The organism is Lentzea rhizosphaerae, assembly GCF_042649515.1.
Classification (GTDB): Bacteria; Actinomycetota; Actinomycetes; order Mycobacteriales; family Pseudonocardiaceae; genus Lentzea; species Lentzea aerocolonigenes.
On the sequence record NZ_JBHRZI010000057.1, the window covers coordinates 212335 to 226459 of the forward strand.

A 14125-nucleotide genomic window follows, 5' to 3' on the forward strand; every position below is an offset into this window, starting at 1 on the left:
TTGGGCACAGTTCACCGGTTGTGTCCCGGTGACGTGCATCATCGACACATGCGCCTGGTGACCCTCGAAGACGTCCACGCGGCCGCCGCCGCGATCGCGCCGCACGTCGTGCGCACTCCGTTGCTGCCCTTCGACTCCGGACTGTCGATCAAGCCCGAGTGCCTCCAGCCGATCGGGGCGTTCAAGCAGCGCGGCGCGGTGAACGCGTTGTCCCGCATACCTTCCGAGGACCGGGAGCGCGGTGTCGTGGCGTATTCGAGCGGTAACCACGCGCAAGCGGTCGCGTACGCCGCCAAGCTGCTCGGCATGCCCGCGGCGATCGTCGTGCCGGAGAACACGCCACAACTGAAGATCGACGCGACGCGCGCGCACGGCGCCGAGGTGTTCGTCGTGGGCATCACCGAACGGGAGTCGCGCGCCGCCGAACTGGTGGAGGAGCGCAAGGCGACGCTCATCCCGCCGTTCGACCACCCGGACGTGATCGCGGGCCAGGGCACGATCGGCCTGGAGATCTGCGCCGACTTCCCCGACGTGGCAACGGTCCTGGTGCCGGTGAGCGGCGGCGGGCTGATCGCGGGCGTCGCGACGGCCGTGAAGTCCTTGCGCCCCAACGTCCGCGTGATCGGCGTCGAGCCCGAACTGGCCTCCGACACCGCCGCGTCGTTCGCCGCGGGCTCGCTCGTCCGGTGGAACGCGCACGACCGCGCCCGCACGATCGCCGACGGCCTGCGCGCCGAACCGTCCGAGCTGACCTGGGCGCACATCCACGAGTACGTGGACGACGTCATCACCGTGTCCGAGGACGAGATCCGCGACGCGGTGAAGCAGATCGCCCGCCGCACGCGGATCGTGTCGGAGCCCAGCGGAGCCGTTCCCGTCGCGGCGTACCTGAACCGCTCGCTGCCCGCCGGCCCCGCGGTCGCCGTGGTGTCGGGCGGCAACATCGAGCCGAAGCTGTTCGCGGAACTGATCTCCGGATGATCTCGCTCGACGACGTCCGTGCGGCCGCGACGGTGATCGCGCCGCACGTGGTGCGCACGCCGCTGCTGCCGTTCGGCGCGGGTTGGCTGAAGCCGGAGTCGCTGCAGCCGATCGGCGCGTTCAAGCTCCGCGGCGCGCTGAACGCGTTGGCGCGCTTGGAGAACCGCTCGAACGGCGTGGTCGCCTACTCCAGCGGCAACCACGCCCAGGCCGTGGCGTTCGCGGCGAGGCTGCACGGCGTCCCGGCCGCGATCGTGATGCCGGACAACACTCCGGCGGTCAAGATCGAGGCCACGAAGGCGCTGGGCGCCGAGGTCTTCATCGTCGGCATCACCGAACGCGTCGAACGGGCACAGGCACTCGTCGCCGAACGCGGCGCCGCGCTGATCCCGCCGTTCGACCACCCCGACGTGATCGCGGGCCAGGGCACGATCGGCCTGGAGATCCTGGAGGACCTGCCCGACGTCGGCTCCGTCGTGGTGCCGATGTCCGGCGGCGGGCTGATCTCCGGTGTCGCCACGGCGATCAAGGCGTTGCGCCCGGACGTCCGCGTCCTCGGCGCCGAGCCCGCGCTGGCGGCCGACATCGCCGACTCGCTGCGCGCGGGTTCGCTGGTGCGCTGGGACCCCAACGAGCGCGCGCGTACGGTCGCGGACGCGTTGCGGGACGAGCCCTCGGAACTGACCTGGGCGCACATCAGCAAGTTCGTGGACGACGTGATCACCGTGACGGAGGACGAGATCCTGGCGGCGGTGGCGGATCTCGCGCGGCGTGCCCGGCTGGTCGCCGAACCCAGCGGTGCCGTGGCGGCCGCGGCCCAGGCCAAGGCCGGTGGTGACGTCGCCGTCGTGTCCGGTGGCAACGTCGACCCGGCGCTGCTGGCGGCGACCCTCACGGCGCGGACCTGACCGCTCCAGCGCGTCTGTCACCCTCCTCGTCGCGATCACCTGTCGGCCGCACCCCCGCGCTTCCGCATATGCGAGAGAAACTGCAACAGTGTTACGGGACATTCGATACCCGTGTGGGTGTGGACAACTTGGAGCCCGTCACACGTACATGACGGCAGCGTGGGCGGATGAGGACAACCGCCACCTGATCAGGCGACGGCAACCGCCGCGATCGTCACGCCGATGCGGTTGTCGTAGAGCGGGCTCTCGAACGCCCTGAGCGTCGCGTCCCAGTCGCCGAGCAGCCCAGGCCGTATCGCCAGCGCATCACCGTTGCGGACCAGCAACGACAGCACGCCTCCCGGCCCGACCAGCCGCACCAGGTCGTCCAGCACCGGCTCCGGATCGGCGAAGTACATCAGCACGCCGTGGCACAGCACGACGTCGAAGCGCTCGGAAAACAGCGAAGCCAGGTTCCGGACGTCGTCCTCGACCGTCCTCACCCGGTCCCCTCAGGTCCGGCTCACCGTCCAGCGCACGCCGGAGCTCGTCGAGCAGAGCCGGCGACGAGTCCAAGCCCGTCACGTGGTGCCCGTCCCGTGCGAGCCGCAGCATCTGCGTGCCCTGGCCGCATCCCACGTCCAGCACGCGCAACGGTGCCCGCGCCGGGAGGTGGACCGCCAGCTGCCGGGACACCAGCTCCTGCCGGACGACCTGCCGCAGCGTGCCCAGACGAGCGCGCCACCGTTCCTCGCCCGCCGCGAACCCCGTCATCGCGCTAAGCCCTGGCCAGAAATCCTGTCCGCACCGTCGCTGCCCCGGTTTTGGCGCGAAAAGCACGTTCGGGCCGCTAGATCGCCCGAACGTCACGTTCGCTCCCCAGGCCCGTTTGGCGCGAACGTGACATTGGGGCCGATAGATGGCCAGAACGTGCTTTTCGCGCCAAACAGGAGCAGTAGCGGACAGAACTCTTGGCAGCCCGCTCAGTGGTGCGCGCTGCCGGAGCGGACGTGCGTCGGCGGGCCCTCGACGCCGCAGTGCAGGCACTCGCCGGGGTGCGGGTTGTCGGGTTGCTCGTGCTCCGTGGACAGCACGCCGTTGTCGACGCCGATCGCGAGCAGACCACCGATGATCGCGGCGACCGCGCACAGCACCAGAGCCATCTGCCAGCCGGCGGTCATCACGGCCGGGTTCGCGTAGTCCTCGCCCACCAGGCCCACCGCCGCGGGCAGCACGGCCATCGCGAGCAGGCTGCCGGTGCGGGCCACCGCGTTGTTCACGCCGGACGCGACGCCCGCGTGGTGATCGGGAGCCGAGGCCAGCACCGTCGCGGTGACCGGGGCGACCACGACGGCCAGGCCGATGCCGAACACCAGGACGCCCGGCAGCACGCCGAACAGGTACGAGGCGCCCGGCACGGCGTTGCGCAGCAGGAGCATGCCCAGGCCGACCAGGATCGGGCCCGCGATCAGCTGCAGGCGCGGGCCGTAGCGCTGGGCGAGCTTCCCGGACGTCGAGGACGCCAGCAGCATGATGATCGTGATCGGCACGCTGGCCAGGCCCGACGCCGTCGGCGAGTAGCCCAACGAGATCTGCAGCTGCAGGACCAGCAGCACCATCACGCCACCGAGCGCGGCGTAGACGAGGAACGTCAGAACGTTGGAAAGTAGGAACGTTCTATTGTTGAACAATTCTACGGGGACCAACGGGTCGCTCGACCGCTTCTGCAGCACGCCGAACACGACCACGGCGAGCAATCCGAGGATTGTCACAACGTAGGATTGTTCAACAATCCCACCTGTCAACAATGCGAGCCCCACCGCACCGACCAGCGCGGACAGGTAGTTCGGGTGCCCAGCCGAGTCGTCGCGAGACTCCGGCACGAACCGCAGCGCCATCCACACGCACAGGACGGCCACCGGCAGGTTCACCAGGAACGCGAGCCGCCACGACCACGCCTGCACGAGCAGCCCGCCGACCAACGGCCCAACCGCGGTCGCCACCCCGGAGAGCCCCGACCACGCGCCGATCGCCCGCGACCGGTCCTCCCGGTTGAACGACGACTGCAGGATCGCCAACGCCCCCGGCGTCAGCAAAGCCGCACCCACACCCTGCAGAACGCGCGCGGCCACCAGCACCGGCACGTTCCACGCTGCACCGCACAGCAGCGAGGCGACACCGAACCACACCACGCCGATCACGTAGACCCGGCGCCGCCCGAACCTGTCGCCGAGCGAACCGGCGATCAGGATCAGCGAGGCGAGCGCGAGCAGGTACCCGTTCAGGATCCACTGCAGGTCGGTGACCGACGCGGTGAACTCCGCGCCCATCCGGGGCAGTGCCACGTTGACGATCGTGCCGTCGAGCATCGCCATGCCCGAACCGAGGATCGTCGTGGCGAGCACCGCGCGAGCGCGCGGTGTGCCCCACGCGATCAAGACGGCCTGTTCAGCGTGGCGACGAACTTGTACCGGTCACCGCGGTAGACCGAACGCACCCACTCGATGGGGTTGCCCTCGGTGTCGAAGGAGTGTCGCGACAGCAGCAGCATCGGCAGGCCGATGTCCGCGCCGAGCAGTTCTGCCTCTTCTGGCGAGGCGAGAGCGGTCTCGATCGTCTCCTCGGCGTGGCCCATCTCGACGCCGAACCGCTCGGACAGCACCTGGTACAGCGACGCACCGGGCGCCAGGTACCGCCGCAGCCCGCGGAACCGGCCGAGCGCGAGGTGGGTCGTCTCGATCGCCATCGGCTCGTTGTCGGCGAGACGCAGACGGTGCAGGCGCAGCACCTTGGCACCGGGCCGCACGCCGAGCAGCCGCGCGAGTTCGGCTTCTGCCGGCATCTCGGAGGCCTCGATCAGCTTCGACGACGGCACGCGGCCCTGGGCGCGCATGTCCTCTGTGTACGAAGACAGCTGCAACCTCTGGGCGACCTTGGGTTCCGCCGCGAAGGTGCCCTTGCCCTGCACACGGAGCAGGCGGCCTTCCACCGTCAGCTCGGCGAGCGCCTGGCGAACGGTCGTCCTGGAGACGTCGAACTCCGCTGCCAGCGACCGTTCCGTCGGGATCGGTGAACCAGGCGGCAACGCCCTCAACAGGTCGAGCAGGTGCCGCTTGAGACCCCAGTACTTCGGTTCGCGCTGTGCACGCGTCCTGGCGTCCACGCCTGATGCAGGCGTCGTCTCCAGCATGGCCTCCTCCTCGCACTCCACGTCACGCCACACAAGGATGCCTTGTCCGTGTCGATTCGTGCGTTCGAACCCCCGCCAATCGACACGAAATTGGTCCGATGACTCCGCAACGCTTTGGCAACGCGCTTGACAGGACCGGTGACGCAGCACACGCTGTTCCGCATTGGTCTACACCACTTGGGCGTTCCGGCCGAGGGGCCGGGCTTGCTGAAAGGGCGCGACTGTGAAGGGCTGGAGAGGACTCGCTGCTGGTGCCGCCGCGCTGGCAGTGGCCGTGTCAGGCTGTGGCACGAGCACGAACAGCGGTAGCGGCACGGAGACCAAAGAGATCACCGTGTGGCTCATGGACGGCTCCGCGCCGACGACCCTGACCGACGCCTTGAACAAGGAGTTCGAGTCGGCGAACGGCATCAAGGTCAAGTACGAGGTCCAGAAGTGGACCGGCATCCAGGAGAAGCTGACCACCGCGCTGGCCAGCAGCACGCCCCCGGACGTGATCGAGCTCGGCAACACCCAGACCGCGAGCTTCGCGGACCAGGGCACGCTCGCCGACCTCACCGCGGACGCGAGCCAGTTCAACGGCGGTGAGTGGCTCGGCGGTCTCAAGGACTCGCTGACGCTGAACGGCAAGCAGTACGGCGTGCCGTTCTACGCCGCGAACCGCACCGTCATCTACCGCACCGACCTGTTCCAGGCGGCGGGCATCGCGAAGCCGCCGACGTCGCGTGCCGAGTGGATCGACGCGATCAACAAGCTCAAGGCCGCGAACGCGTCCAACCCGGACTTCCAGGCGCTGTACCTGCCCGGCCAGTCCTGGTACTTCCTCCTCTCGCTGCTGTGGGACGAGGGCGGCGACGTCGCCAAGCAGGACGGCGGCAAGTGGACCGGCACGCTCGACACCGCGCAGGCCAAGGCGGGCTTCGAGGCCTACAAGGCGCTGTACGACGCGTCGGCCGCCAAGAAGGTCCCCGCGGACATCGACGAGGCGAAGCCGCAGCAGATGGAGGTCTTCGGCACGGGCAACGTCGGCATGATGGTCGGTCTCCCGTGGGAGCTCGCCGGTGCCGTCAAGGCCAAGCCGGAGCTGAAGGACAAGACCGCGGCGTTCCCGATCCCGTCGAAGAAGGCCGGCTCGACCGCGCCGGTGTTCCTCGGTGGCTCGAACCTCGCGATCCCGGCTGCCAGCAAGAACGCCGCCGCGGCCAAGAAGTACCTGTCGCTGCTGTCGTCCAAGAAGTACCAGGAGATGCTCGCCGAAGGCGGCGCGGTTCCCGGCACCTCGAAGGACACCGCGAAGCTCGCCACCACCCCGCTCGGCAAGGCCATGGCCGAGTCCTCGCAGAACGGCAAGGTCACCCCGGTGACGCCGAAGTGGGCGGCCGTCGAGGCGGGCCAGAACCCGCTCAAGGACGCGCTGACCGCGTACCTCACCGGTGCCAAGTCGCTGGACCAGGCAACGAAGGACGCGAGCGACGCCGTCACCAAGGCAATGAGCTAGCTCAGCCGAGATGACGGCCGTCAAGACGACCGAAACGGCAGCGCCGGCCGGGGAGATCCCGCCGGCGCTGCCGCCTGCCGTGACGGGTGGGGCGCGCAAGCGTCGCCGCCGGGGCGGCGCCTTCGACCGGGCGCTGCCCTACCTGCTGCTGGCTCCGGCGCTCATCGCGATCCTCTGGCTGATCGGGTTCCCGGTCGTCTCGGTCTTCGTGACGAGCTTCCGCCAGCTCAACCTCGGCGAACTGGTCCGCGGCGAGATCGTGTGGACCGGCTTCGACAACTACGTGACGGTGCTGAAGGACGAGCGGTTCTGGACCGTCTCGTTGCGCACCATCGTGTTCACCGTCGCCGTCGTCGGTGCCTCGGTGGGCGCGGGCCTGCTGATCGCGTTGCTGATGCGCGTGCTCACGCCGTGGGTGCGGGTCGCGTTGCAGATCGCGATGCTCTGCGCGTGGGCGATGCCGATCCTCGCGTCCACCACGGTCTACCAGTGGATGTTCGACCAGAACTACGGCATCTTGAACAAGACCCTGGTGCAGCTGGGTTTTGATTCATACGCGAACTACTCGTGGTTCTCGTCCGGAACGTCGACGCTGTCCGTCGTCGGCCTGCTGATCGTGTGGCAGGCGATCCCGTTCCTCGCCTTCTCCCTCTACGCCGGGCTCGTCGGCATCCCGCGCGACCTCTACGAGGCGGCGGGCATCGACGGCGCGTCGGGCTGGCAGACGTTCCGCGCGGTGACGTGGCCGGAGATCCGGTCGCTGCTGATGATGGTGACGTTCCTGTCGACGTTGTGGGACTTCAAGGTCTTCGCCCAGATCTGGGTGTTCAAGGAGGGTGGCCCGAGCGGCGAGAGCACGACGCTCGCCGTGCTGCAGTACCTGGAGGGCATCGCGAAGAGCCACTTCGGCGTCGCCGCCGCGATCAGCGTCCTGATGATGCTCATCCTCGGCCTGATCACCTTCCAGTACCTGCGCCGGTTGCTGCAGACCGAGGAGGGCAAGATCTGATGCTCAAGAAGTCTGCCGCGAACGTCGTGGGCCTCGTGCTCGCGCTGTTCTTCCTGTTCCCGACGTACTGGATGATCACGTCCGCGTTGAAGCCCAAGGGCTCGACGATCACGTCGGACTACGACCTCGTCCCGTTCTCGATGACGTTCTCGAACTTCGTCACCGCGTGGACGAAGCCGGGCTTCCTGTCCGCGCTCGGCAACAGCCTGCTGGTGACGTTGACCGCGGTGCTCGCCGCGATCATCGTCGGCATCACGGCCGCGGTCGCCATGTCGCGCTTCGCCTTCCGCGGCCGCAAGAGCTTCGTGCTGCTGATGCTGGTGGCGCAGATGGCGCCGTTCGAGGCGTTGCTGATCCCGATGTTCCTGATGATGCGGGATCTCCAGCTCTACGAACACCTCACCTCGCTGGTGCTCGTGTACTTCGCGGTGACGCTGCCGTTCTGCTCGTGGACGTTGCGCGGGTTCGTCAACGGCATCCCCGTCGAACTCGAAGAAGCCGCGATGGTGGACGGCTGCGGTCGCTGGGGCGCGTTCCAGAAGGTGACGCTGCCCCTGCTCGGCCCGGGTTTGGTCGCCACGTCGGTGTTCGCGTTCATCACGGCGTGGAACGAGTTCCTCTTCGCCAAGGTGCTGATCCGCAGCCAGGACAGGGAAACCCTCCCGGTGTGGCTGTCGGGCTTCCAGACCGCGTTCGGCACGGACTGGGGTGGCGCGATGGCCGCGTCCGTCCTGTTCACCGTGCCGGCCCTGGTGTTCTTCCTGATCGTGCAGCGCAAGATGGTCGCCGGCGTCACCGCCGGTGCAGTGAAGGGATGACGCGTGGATCAGTTGGCCGCTGCCGTTCTGCTTCCCGGATTCCACGGAACGACCGCCCCCGACTGGTTGCTGCGGCGGGTCGCTGACGGCCTCGGCGGCGTTGTGCTCTTCGGGCGCAACGTCGTCGACGACGCCCAGGTGACCAAGCTCTGCGGCGAGCTGCGTTCGGTGCGCCCGGACGTGGTGATCGGCATCGACGAGGAGGGCGGTGACGTCACGCGTCTCGACGCGGGCCGCGGCTCCGAGGTGCCGGGCAACCACGCGCTGGGTGCGGCGAACGACCTCGACCTGACCCGTTCGGTCGCCGCGTCCATCGGTGCCAGGCTGGCCAAGTGCGGGATCTCGTTGAACCTCGCGCCGTCCGCCGACCTCGTGCTGACGCTGGACGACCCGATCATCGGTGTCCGCGCGTTCGGCTCGGACCCGGTGCTGGCCGCACGGCACGTCGCCGCGTGGGTCGAAGGGTTGCAGACGGTCGGGGTTGCCGCCTGCGCCAAGCACTTCCCCGGTCACGGCGCGTCCACAGAGGACTCCCACGAGCAGCTCCCCGTGCTCCCCCGCACCGAGGAACAACTGCGCGCGGTGGAGCTCGTGCCGTTCCAGGCGGCCGTGAACGCGGGCGTGCGCTCGATCATGACCGGCCACCTCGTGGTCCCCGAGTGGGGCAACGCACCGGTGACGCTGAACAAGCACGCCATCGACCTGCTGCGCACCGAACTGGGCTTCACCGGCGCGGTGATCACCGACGGCCTGGACATGAAGGCCGTGGGCGGCGACCTGGCCGTCGGTGCCGTCCGAGCTCTGGCCGCCGGCGTCGACGCGTTGTGCCTGGGCGGCATCGCACTGGGCGACGACGACCTCCAGTGGTTGATCGACTCGATCGTCGCGGCCGTGAAATCCGGCGAGCTCTCCGAGGAACGCCTGACCCAGGCAGCCGCACGGTCACTCGCGCTGGGCCTGCCGCCGTCGACCGTCGACGCGCACGACGCCGAGATCGGTCTCACGGCCGCTCGACGTGCCGTTGAAGTGCGTGGCCGGGTTGATGTCGGTGCCGACCCCGTCGTGGTCGACCTGGTCGTGGACCCGTCGATCGCTGTGGGCGACGTCCCGTGGGGCCTGGGCCCCTACCTGCGCGAGGTGCTTCCGGGCACCGAGGTGATCGCGGCACGCGACATCTCCGCCGACGAAGTTGCGAAAGCAGCCGGCAACCGCACGATTGTTGTTGTGACCCGAGACGCCCACCGCCACACGAGCGCTCGACAACTGGTAACAAACTTAACTAATCTGGATCTGGACGTGGTGCACGTGGAAACCGGCGTGCCGGGTCCGGACCTGGGCAGCGTCGCCCGCATCGACACCCACGGCGGTTCTCGGGTGAGCCTCCGAGCCGCGGCCGAGCTGATCCTGAAAGGCACGACATGACCACGCCCCAGCCAGGCCGGCACATGGCAGCGGAGATCGCCGCACAGCCGTCGATCTTCTCTTCCCTGTACTCCTCGCGCTCCTCGATCGCCGAGGTGGCGGCCGTCATCCGCGAACGGGCCCCGAGGTTCGTCCTGTTCGCGGCCCGCGGCTCCAGCGACCACGCGGCGATCTACGCGAAGTACCTGACCGAGATCCTGCTCCAGCTCCCGGCGGGCCTGGTCTCCGCCTCGACGACGACGTTGTACGGCGCCGAGCCGGACCTCCGCGACGTCCTGCTGATCACCGTGTCGCAGTCCGGCGGCTCCCCCGACCTCCTCGAGGTCACGGCTTCAGCCCGCCGCCGTGGGGCGCTGACCGTGGCAGTGACCAACACCGCCAACTCCCCGCTGAACGCGGCCGCCGAACTGTCGGTGGACGTGTCGGCGGGTGTGGAACACGCGGTGGCGGCGACGAAGACGTACTCGGCGACGCTGCTGGCGCTGTACCTGCTGATCGACGCCGTCCGCGGCGGCAACGGCGAGGCGGCCGCACCTCTGGGCGACCTGGCGCAGGTGACGCTGGACTCCTCGGCCCCGTCGGTCGAGGAAGCCGTGCGGCGCTACCGGTTCGTGGACCGGGTCCTCACCACGGGCCGCGGCTACTCCTACGCCACGGCACTGGAAGCGTCCCTGAAGCTGGCCGAGACCTCCTACCTCGCAGCCCGCGCCTACAGCGGCGCCGACCTGCTCCACGGCCCGGTCGCCGCGGTCGACGGCGAAACCGCAGTGCTGGCAATCACTTCCCTGGGCAAGGGCGGCGACTCGATCCGTGACGCCCTGGACGTGGTGCACCAGCGCGGCGCGGACGTCGTCGCGGTCGGCTCGGCCTCGGAGAAGGTGGGCGCGACGCTGGCGATCGGCATCCCGGAGACTGCTGAAGAAGTGGCTCCCGTGCTGGAGATCCTTCCGGTGCAACGCCTCGCGTACGGCCTGGCGCTGGCACGCGGCGGCGACCCGGACAGCCCGCGGGGCCTGAACAAGGTCACGCGCACGCTGTAGTCGTTCAACGACGAAAGGGCCGCTCGAGTTCGAGCGGCCCTTTCGTTCGTTCCGACTCAGCCGAACACCTCTTCGACGAGCCTCATCGTGATCTTCTGGAACGCCGGAGCGAGGGACAGGTCGGCGTCGTCGACGTAGTTCAGCGCGGCGACCAGGGTCTTGCTGCCGTCGGGCGTGCTGTACATCAACGCGCCGTGGCCCAGCGCACCGCCGTTGTGGGTGATCACCTTGCCGCCACCCGTTTCCTGCACGAACACGCCGAGGCCGTAGCCCACCTTCGGGTGCGGCGTCAGCATCTCCTCCAGCAACGGCGCCGGCAGGAGCTCGCCGCGCACGAGCGCGACGATGAACGTGCGGAGGTCCTTCGTCGTCGAGATCATGTCGCCGCCGCTGGAGATCCAGGACGGGTCGATCCGCGTGACGTCGATCGTCTTCTGCTCACCGCCGTCGTCGTACCGGTAGTAGGCGTGGGCGTGCGGCTCGGGGATGTCCTGGCCGTCCGGCACGACGGTGCCGGACAACCCGAGCGGCCCCAGAATCAGCCGGTGCATCTCCTCGGCGAGCGAGCGGCCGGTGACCCGCTCGATCAACAGCCGGGCAAGCACGTAGTTGGTGTTGGAGTAGCTCCAGTCCGCACCCGGCTCGAACCGCGCGGGCTTGGACAGCGCCAGCCGCACCAGGTCCTCCGGGCGGTGGACCGTGAACCGGCTGTCCACCCAGGTCTTGCCCTGCCAGGGAATTCCCGGCGCGACCGTGCCGTCCTCGTAGTACTCGCCGGTGTGGTTGAACACGCCGCTGGTGTGCTGGAGCAGCATCCGCACGGTGATCCGGCGGTCGAGGCCGAACTCCGGCAGGTGGTCGGCCACCACGTCGTCCAGCCCGATCTTGCCCTCGCCCACGAGCTGCAGCACCACGGTCGCGACGAACGTCTTGGTGTTGCTGCCGATCCGGACGTGGCCGTTGGGCGGCGGCTCCGCGTTCTCGCCCAGCTCACTCACACCGGCCCTGCCGACCCATTCACCGCTTTCGTCCTGCACGCGCAGCTCCACACCGGTGAAACCGGAGTCGATCATGTCCTTGAGGATCTTCTGCAGCTGGTCCGACATCGTTGTGCTCCTTCGGGTTTCGGTGGGTCAGAGGCTGCGGGCGGTGATGTCGCCGTACGACGTGGTGGCGTGGATGGTCACGTCGGTGGTGCCGTTGTTGTTGAGGGAGTTGTGGATCCGGCCGTAGGAGGTGCCGGCGTCCATCGAGGCGGAGAGACCGGCGGCGACGCCGACGGTGATGTCGCCCTTCTGCGTGGCGATCTCGGCAGATCCGTTGAGGCGGCCGATCGTGACGTCACCGGCCTGCGTGGCGAGCTTCACGGTCCCGGCCTCGTCGAGCTTGATGTCGCTCTGCGCAGCTTCGAACGCGATGTCGCCGAGCCGTCCGACGCCGCGGAACTCCGCGCTGGCGGCCTTGGCCTCGACGCGGGAACCCGCGGGCAGCTGGACGGTGATCTCCACGGACCCCGAGGGGCCGAAGAGCTGGTTGCCGGTCTCGGTCCTGATGCTCAGGACTCCGTCGGCGAACTCGACCCGCGTCTTCTCCGCGGCCTTGACGTCACGGCTCTTCGACGCGTTCACCGGCCGGACGTCGACGGCGGTGTCGTCGCGGTCGGCGGCGATGAACTGGACGAGGCCCGCGGGGATGTCGAGGACGGTGGTGATCGGGGCGGTGGTGGCGAACTTCTGCATCTCTGGCTCCTGTGACCCGTTGTTTCTGATGAGCGAAAAGCTACGTTGCGTTCGTAGTTGAAGGCAACAAGCTTCGTTGCACAGCGAGCCGGTTTATGCAGGTAAATAAGGCAATATCGTTGCAACAGGTTCAAGATCTAACGCAACGATCGCCTCTCGTTGCGTTGCAATGGACTGAGATCGAACGCAAACGACGAAGGGCGCCCCCACCCACGCGTCGTGGCTGAGAGCGCCCTTCGTCGTTCGTTGCTTACTGACCCGCGGTGGCGTAACCGGCGGCGACGGGCTGAGCCGGCACCTCGGCGTCGAACACGACCCGACCGTCGACCCACACCTTCTTGGGCCGCAGCTCGTCGTCCCACCACACCAGGTCCGCGACAGCACCCGGCGCGAGGCGGCCGAGGCCGGACTCGCCGATCACCTCGGCCGGCACGATCGTCGCCGAAGCCAACGCATCGGCCGCCGGCACGCCCACGGACACGATGTTGCGCACGGCCCGGTCCAGCGTGAGCGCCGACCCGGCGATGGTGCCCTCGGGCGACCGCGGCACCCCGTCCTCGGTGAGCAGGACGTCCGCCCCACCGAGGTGGTAGCGCCCAGGCGGCATTCCGGCAGCCGCAACGGCATCGGTCACCAGCGCGACCCGTGCCCCGGCGGCGTTGAACACGAGGCGGCACACGTCCGGGCCGACGTGAGCCAGATCGGCGATGAGCCCCAACGTGAAGCGCTCGTCGACCAGCGCCACCCCGGGAACGCCCGGCTCGCGGTGCCCGAGCGGCCGCTGCGCGTTGAAGAGGTGCGTCACCATGCGCGCACCCGCGTCGGCGGCGGCACGGGTCTGCTCACCGGTGGCATCGGAGTGCCCGACGGCCACCAGAACCCCTGCTTCAGCGAGCCTGCGCACGGCCTCGAACCCGCCCGGCTGCTCCGGCGCCAGCGTCACCATGCGCAGGGCGCGCCGGAGCGTGTCGTCGTCCAGCAGGGCCGAGATCTGGCCCGGACCGGGCTCGACCATGAACGACGGGTCGTGCACCCCTGCCCGTTTGGGCGACAGAAACGGGCCCTCGAGGTGCACGCCGAGGGGGCGTGCTCCCACTCCGTCCGGCAACGCGGCGGAGGCGGCCAGCACGGCCCTGGCCTGCCTCAGCACGACGTCGACCGGCGCGGTGATCAGGGTCGGCAAGAACCTGGTCACACCGGTGGACGGCAGAGCTTCTGCGACGGAGCGCATCCCGGCGGCGTCCACCTCGGCGAAGTCGACGCCGACGGCGCCGTTCACCTGCACGTCCACGAGGCCCGGTGTCAGCAGGCCGTCGGACAGGACCTCCGCGCCGGGCGGTGCTTCACCGGTGGTCACCTCGACGATGCGGCCGTCCCTGATCCGCACCGCGGCTGGACCGACGATCGTGCGACCGAGCAATGCGCGCGGTGCTGCGACAACGGCGTCCAAGATCCCTCCTCGAATGGTCCAGACCATTATGGCGACAACAGGGGTTCCCGTCACGTATCGTTAGTAGATAACCATCTCACAGATCACTTCG

General features: G+C 68.9%; 13 protein-coding genes and 1 pseudogene. 7 read left to right on the forward strand and 7 right to left on the reverse strand.

Translation table 11 applies throughout. The annotated features are described in order from the left end of the window. Positions 1-48: 48 nt before the first annotated feature. Positions 49-981, forward strand: a complete 933-nt coding sequence (locus ACFOWZ_RS45595; RefSeq protein WP_382380560.1) for a threonine ammonia-lyase — start codon at positions 49-51, stop codon at positions 979-981. After that, positions 978-1889, forward strand: coding sequence for a threonine ammonia-lyase (locus ACFOWZ_RS45600; RefSeq protein ID WP_382380562.1), 912 nt, complete (start codon positions 978-980; stop codon positions 1887-1889). The genes ACFOWZ_RS45595 and ACFOWZ_RS45600 overlap by 4 nt, the downstream gene beginning before the upstream one ends. Before the next feature lie 188 nt (positions 1890-2077). Here ACFOWZ_RS45600 and ACFOWZ_RS45605 read toward each other — a convergent pair whose 3' ends face one another. The 4 genes and pseudogenes from ACFOWZ_RS45605 to ACFOWZ_RS45620 all read right to left on the reverse strand — a co-directional run bounded on the left by ACFOWZ_RS45605 (position 2078) and on the right by ACFOWZ_RS45620 (position 5058). Continuing rightward, positions 2078-2371 carry a class I SAM-dependent methyltransferase gene (locus tag ACFOWZ_RS45605; protein ID WP_382380564.1) on the reverse strand — a complete coding sequence of 98 codons (294 nt, stop codon included), beginning with the start codon at positions 2369-2371 and terminating at the stop codon, positions 2078-2080. Positions 2372-2447: 76 nt separating this feature from the next. Further along, positions 2448-2642, reverse strand: a pseudogene (locus tag ACFOWZ_RS45610) (SAM-dependent methyltransferase); the annotation flags it as partial. Positions 2643-2851: 209 nt separating this feature from the next. After that, positions 2852-4243, reverse strand: a complete 1392-nt coding sequence (locus tag ACFOWZ_RS45615; RefSeq protein WP_382381304.1) for an MFS transporter — start codon at positions 4241-4243, stop codon at positions 2852-2854. A 59-nt stretch (positions 4244-4302) separates the two neighbouring features. Beyond that, positions 4303-5058 carry a GntR family transcriptional regulator gene (locus ACFOWZ_RS45620; RefSeq protein ID WP_030470948.1) on the reverse strand — a complete coding sequence of 252 codons (756 nt, stop codon included), beginning with the start codon at positions 5056-5058 and terminating at the stop codon, positions 4303-4305. 223 nt (positions 5059-5281) lie between these two features. On the opposite strand from ACFOWZ_RS45620, the gene ACFOWZ_RS45625 reads away from it, so the two are divergent. From ACFOWZ_RS45625 to ACFOWZ_RS45645, 5 genes are read left to right on the forward strand one after another with little or no spacing between them, the layout of a single operon-like run. Continuing rightward, positions 5282-6556 carry an extracellular solute-binding protein gene (locus ACFOWZ_RS45625; RefSeq protein ID WP_382380566.1) on the forward strand — a complete coding sequence of 425 codons (1275 nt, stop codon included), beginning with the start codon at positions 5282-5284 and terminating at the stop codon, positions 6554-6556. Positions 6557-6566: 10 nt separating this feature from the next. Continuing rightward, positions 6567-7565: a carbohydrate ABC transporter permease gene (locus tag ACFOWZ_RS45630; protein WP_030470950.1), complete on the forward strand. Its 999-nt coding sequence runs from the start codon at positions 6567-6569 to the stop codon at positions 7563-7565. After that, complete coding sequence (locus tag ACFOWZ_RS45635) at positions 7565-8383, forward strand: carbohydrate ABC transporter permease (protein WP_382380569.1); 819 nt, start codon at positions 7565-7567, stop codon at positions 8381-8383. The genes ACFOWZ_RS45630 and ACFOWZ_RS45635 overlap by 1 nt, the downstream gene beginning before the upstream one ends. Before the next feature lie 3 nt (positions 8384-8386). Further along, entirely contained in the window at positions 8387-9805 is a 1419-nt protein-coding gene (locus tag ACFOWZ_RS45640) for a glycoside hydrolase family 3 protein (RefSeq protein ID WP_382380571.1), read from the forward strand. Continuing rightward, positions 9802-10845 carry an SIS domain-containing protein gene (locus ACFOWZ_RS45645; RefSeq protein WP_382380573.1) on the forward strand — a complete coding sequence of 348 codons (1044 nt, stop codon included), beginning with the start codon at positions 9802-9804 and terminating at the stop codon, positions 10843-10845. Before ACFOWZ_RS45640 ends, ACFOWZ_RS45645 begins: the two co-directional genes overlap by 4 nt. Before the next feature lie 56 nt (positions 10846-10901). Here ACFOWZ_RS45645 and ACFOWZ_RS45650 read toward each other — a convergent pair whose 3' ends face one another. From ACFOWZ_RS45650 to nagA, 3 genes are all read right to left on the reverse strand, one after another. After that, positions 10902-11951, reverse strand: a complete 1050-nt coding sequence (locus tag ACFOWZ_RS45650; RefSeq protein ID WP_382380575.1) for a serine hydrolase domain-containing protein — start codon at positions 11949-11951, stop codon at positions 10902-10904. Between the two features lie 27 nt (positions 11952-11978). Further along, positions 11979-12584, reverse strand: a complete 606-nt coding sequence (locus ACFOWZ_RS45655; RefSeq protein ID WP_382380577.1) for a DUF4097 family beta strand repeat-containing protein — start codon at positions 12582-12584, stop codon at positions 11979-11981. Positions 12585-12834: 250 nt separating this feature from the next. Next, a complete protein-coding gene (nagA, locus tag ACFOWZ_RS45660) occupies positions 12835-14034 on the reverse strand; it encodes an N-acetylglucosamine-6-phosphate deacetylase (RefSeq protein WP_382380579.1) in 1200 nt (399 codons plus the stop codon). Between the last annotated feature and the right edge of the window lie 91 nt (positions 14035-14125).

Coding starts and splice junctions, on each gene's coding strand:
- ACFOWZ_RS45645 (WP_382380573.1), top strand. CDS start 9,802: ATGACCACGCCCCAGCCAGGCCGGCACATGGCAGCGGAGATCGCCGCA.
- ACFOWZ_RS45600 (WP_382380562.1), top strand. CDS start 978: ATGATCTCGCTCGACGACGTCCGTGCGGCCGCGACGGTGATCGCGCCG.
- ACFOWZ_RS45635 (WP_382380569.1), top strand. CDS start 7,565: ATGCTCAAGAAGTCTGCCGCGAACGTCGTGGGCCTCGTGCTCGCGCTG.
- ACFOWZ_RS45630 (WP_030470950.1), top strand. CDS start 6,567: ATGACGGCCGTCAAGACGACCGAAACGGCAGCGCCGGCCGGGGAGATC.
- ACFOWZ_RS45595 (WP_382380560.1), top strand. CDS start 49: ATGCGCCTGGTGACCCTCGAAGACGTCCACGCGGCCGCCGCCGCGATC.
- ACFOWZ_RS45615 (WP_382381304.1), bottom strand. CDS start 4,243: ATGGCGATGCTCGACGGCACGATCGTCAACGTGGCACTGCCCCGGATG.
- ACFOWZ_RS45650 (WP_382380575.1), bottom strand. CDS start 11,951: ATGTCGGACCAGCTGCAGAAGATCCTCAAGGACATGATCGACTCCGGT.
- ACFOWZ_RS45620 (WP_030470948.1), bottom strand. CDS start 5,058: ATGCTGGAGACGACGCCTGCATCAGGCGTGGACGCCAGGACGCGTGCA.
- ACFOWZ_RS45655 (WP_382380577.1), bottom strand. CDS start 12,584: ATGCAGAAGTTCGCCACCACCGCCCCGATCACCACCGTCCTCGACATC.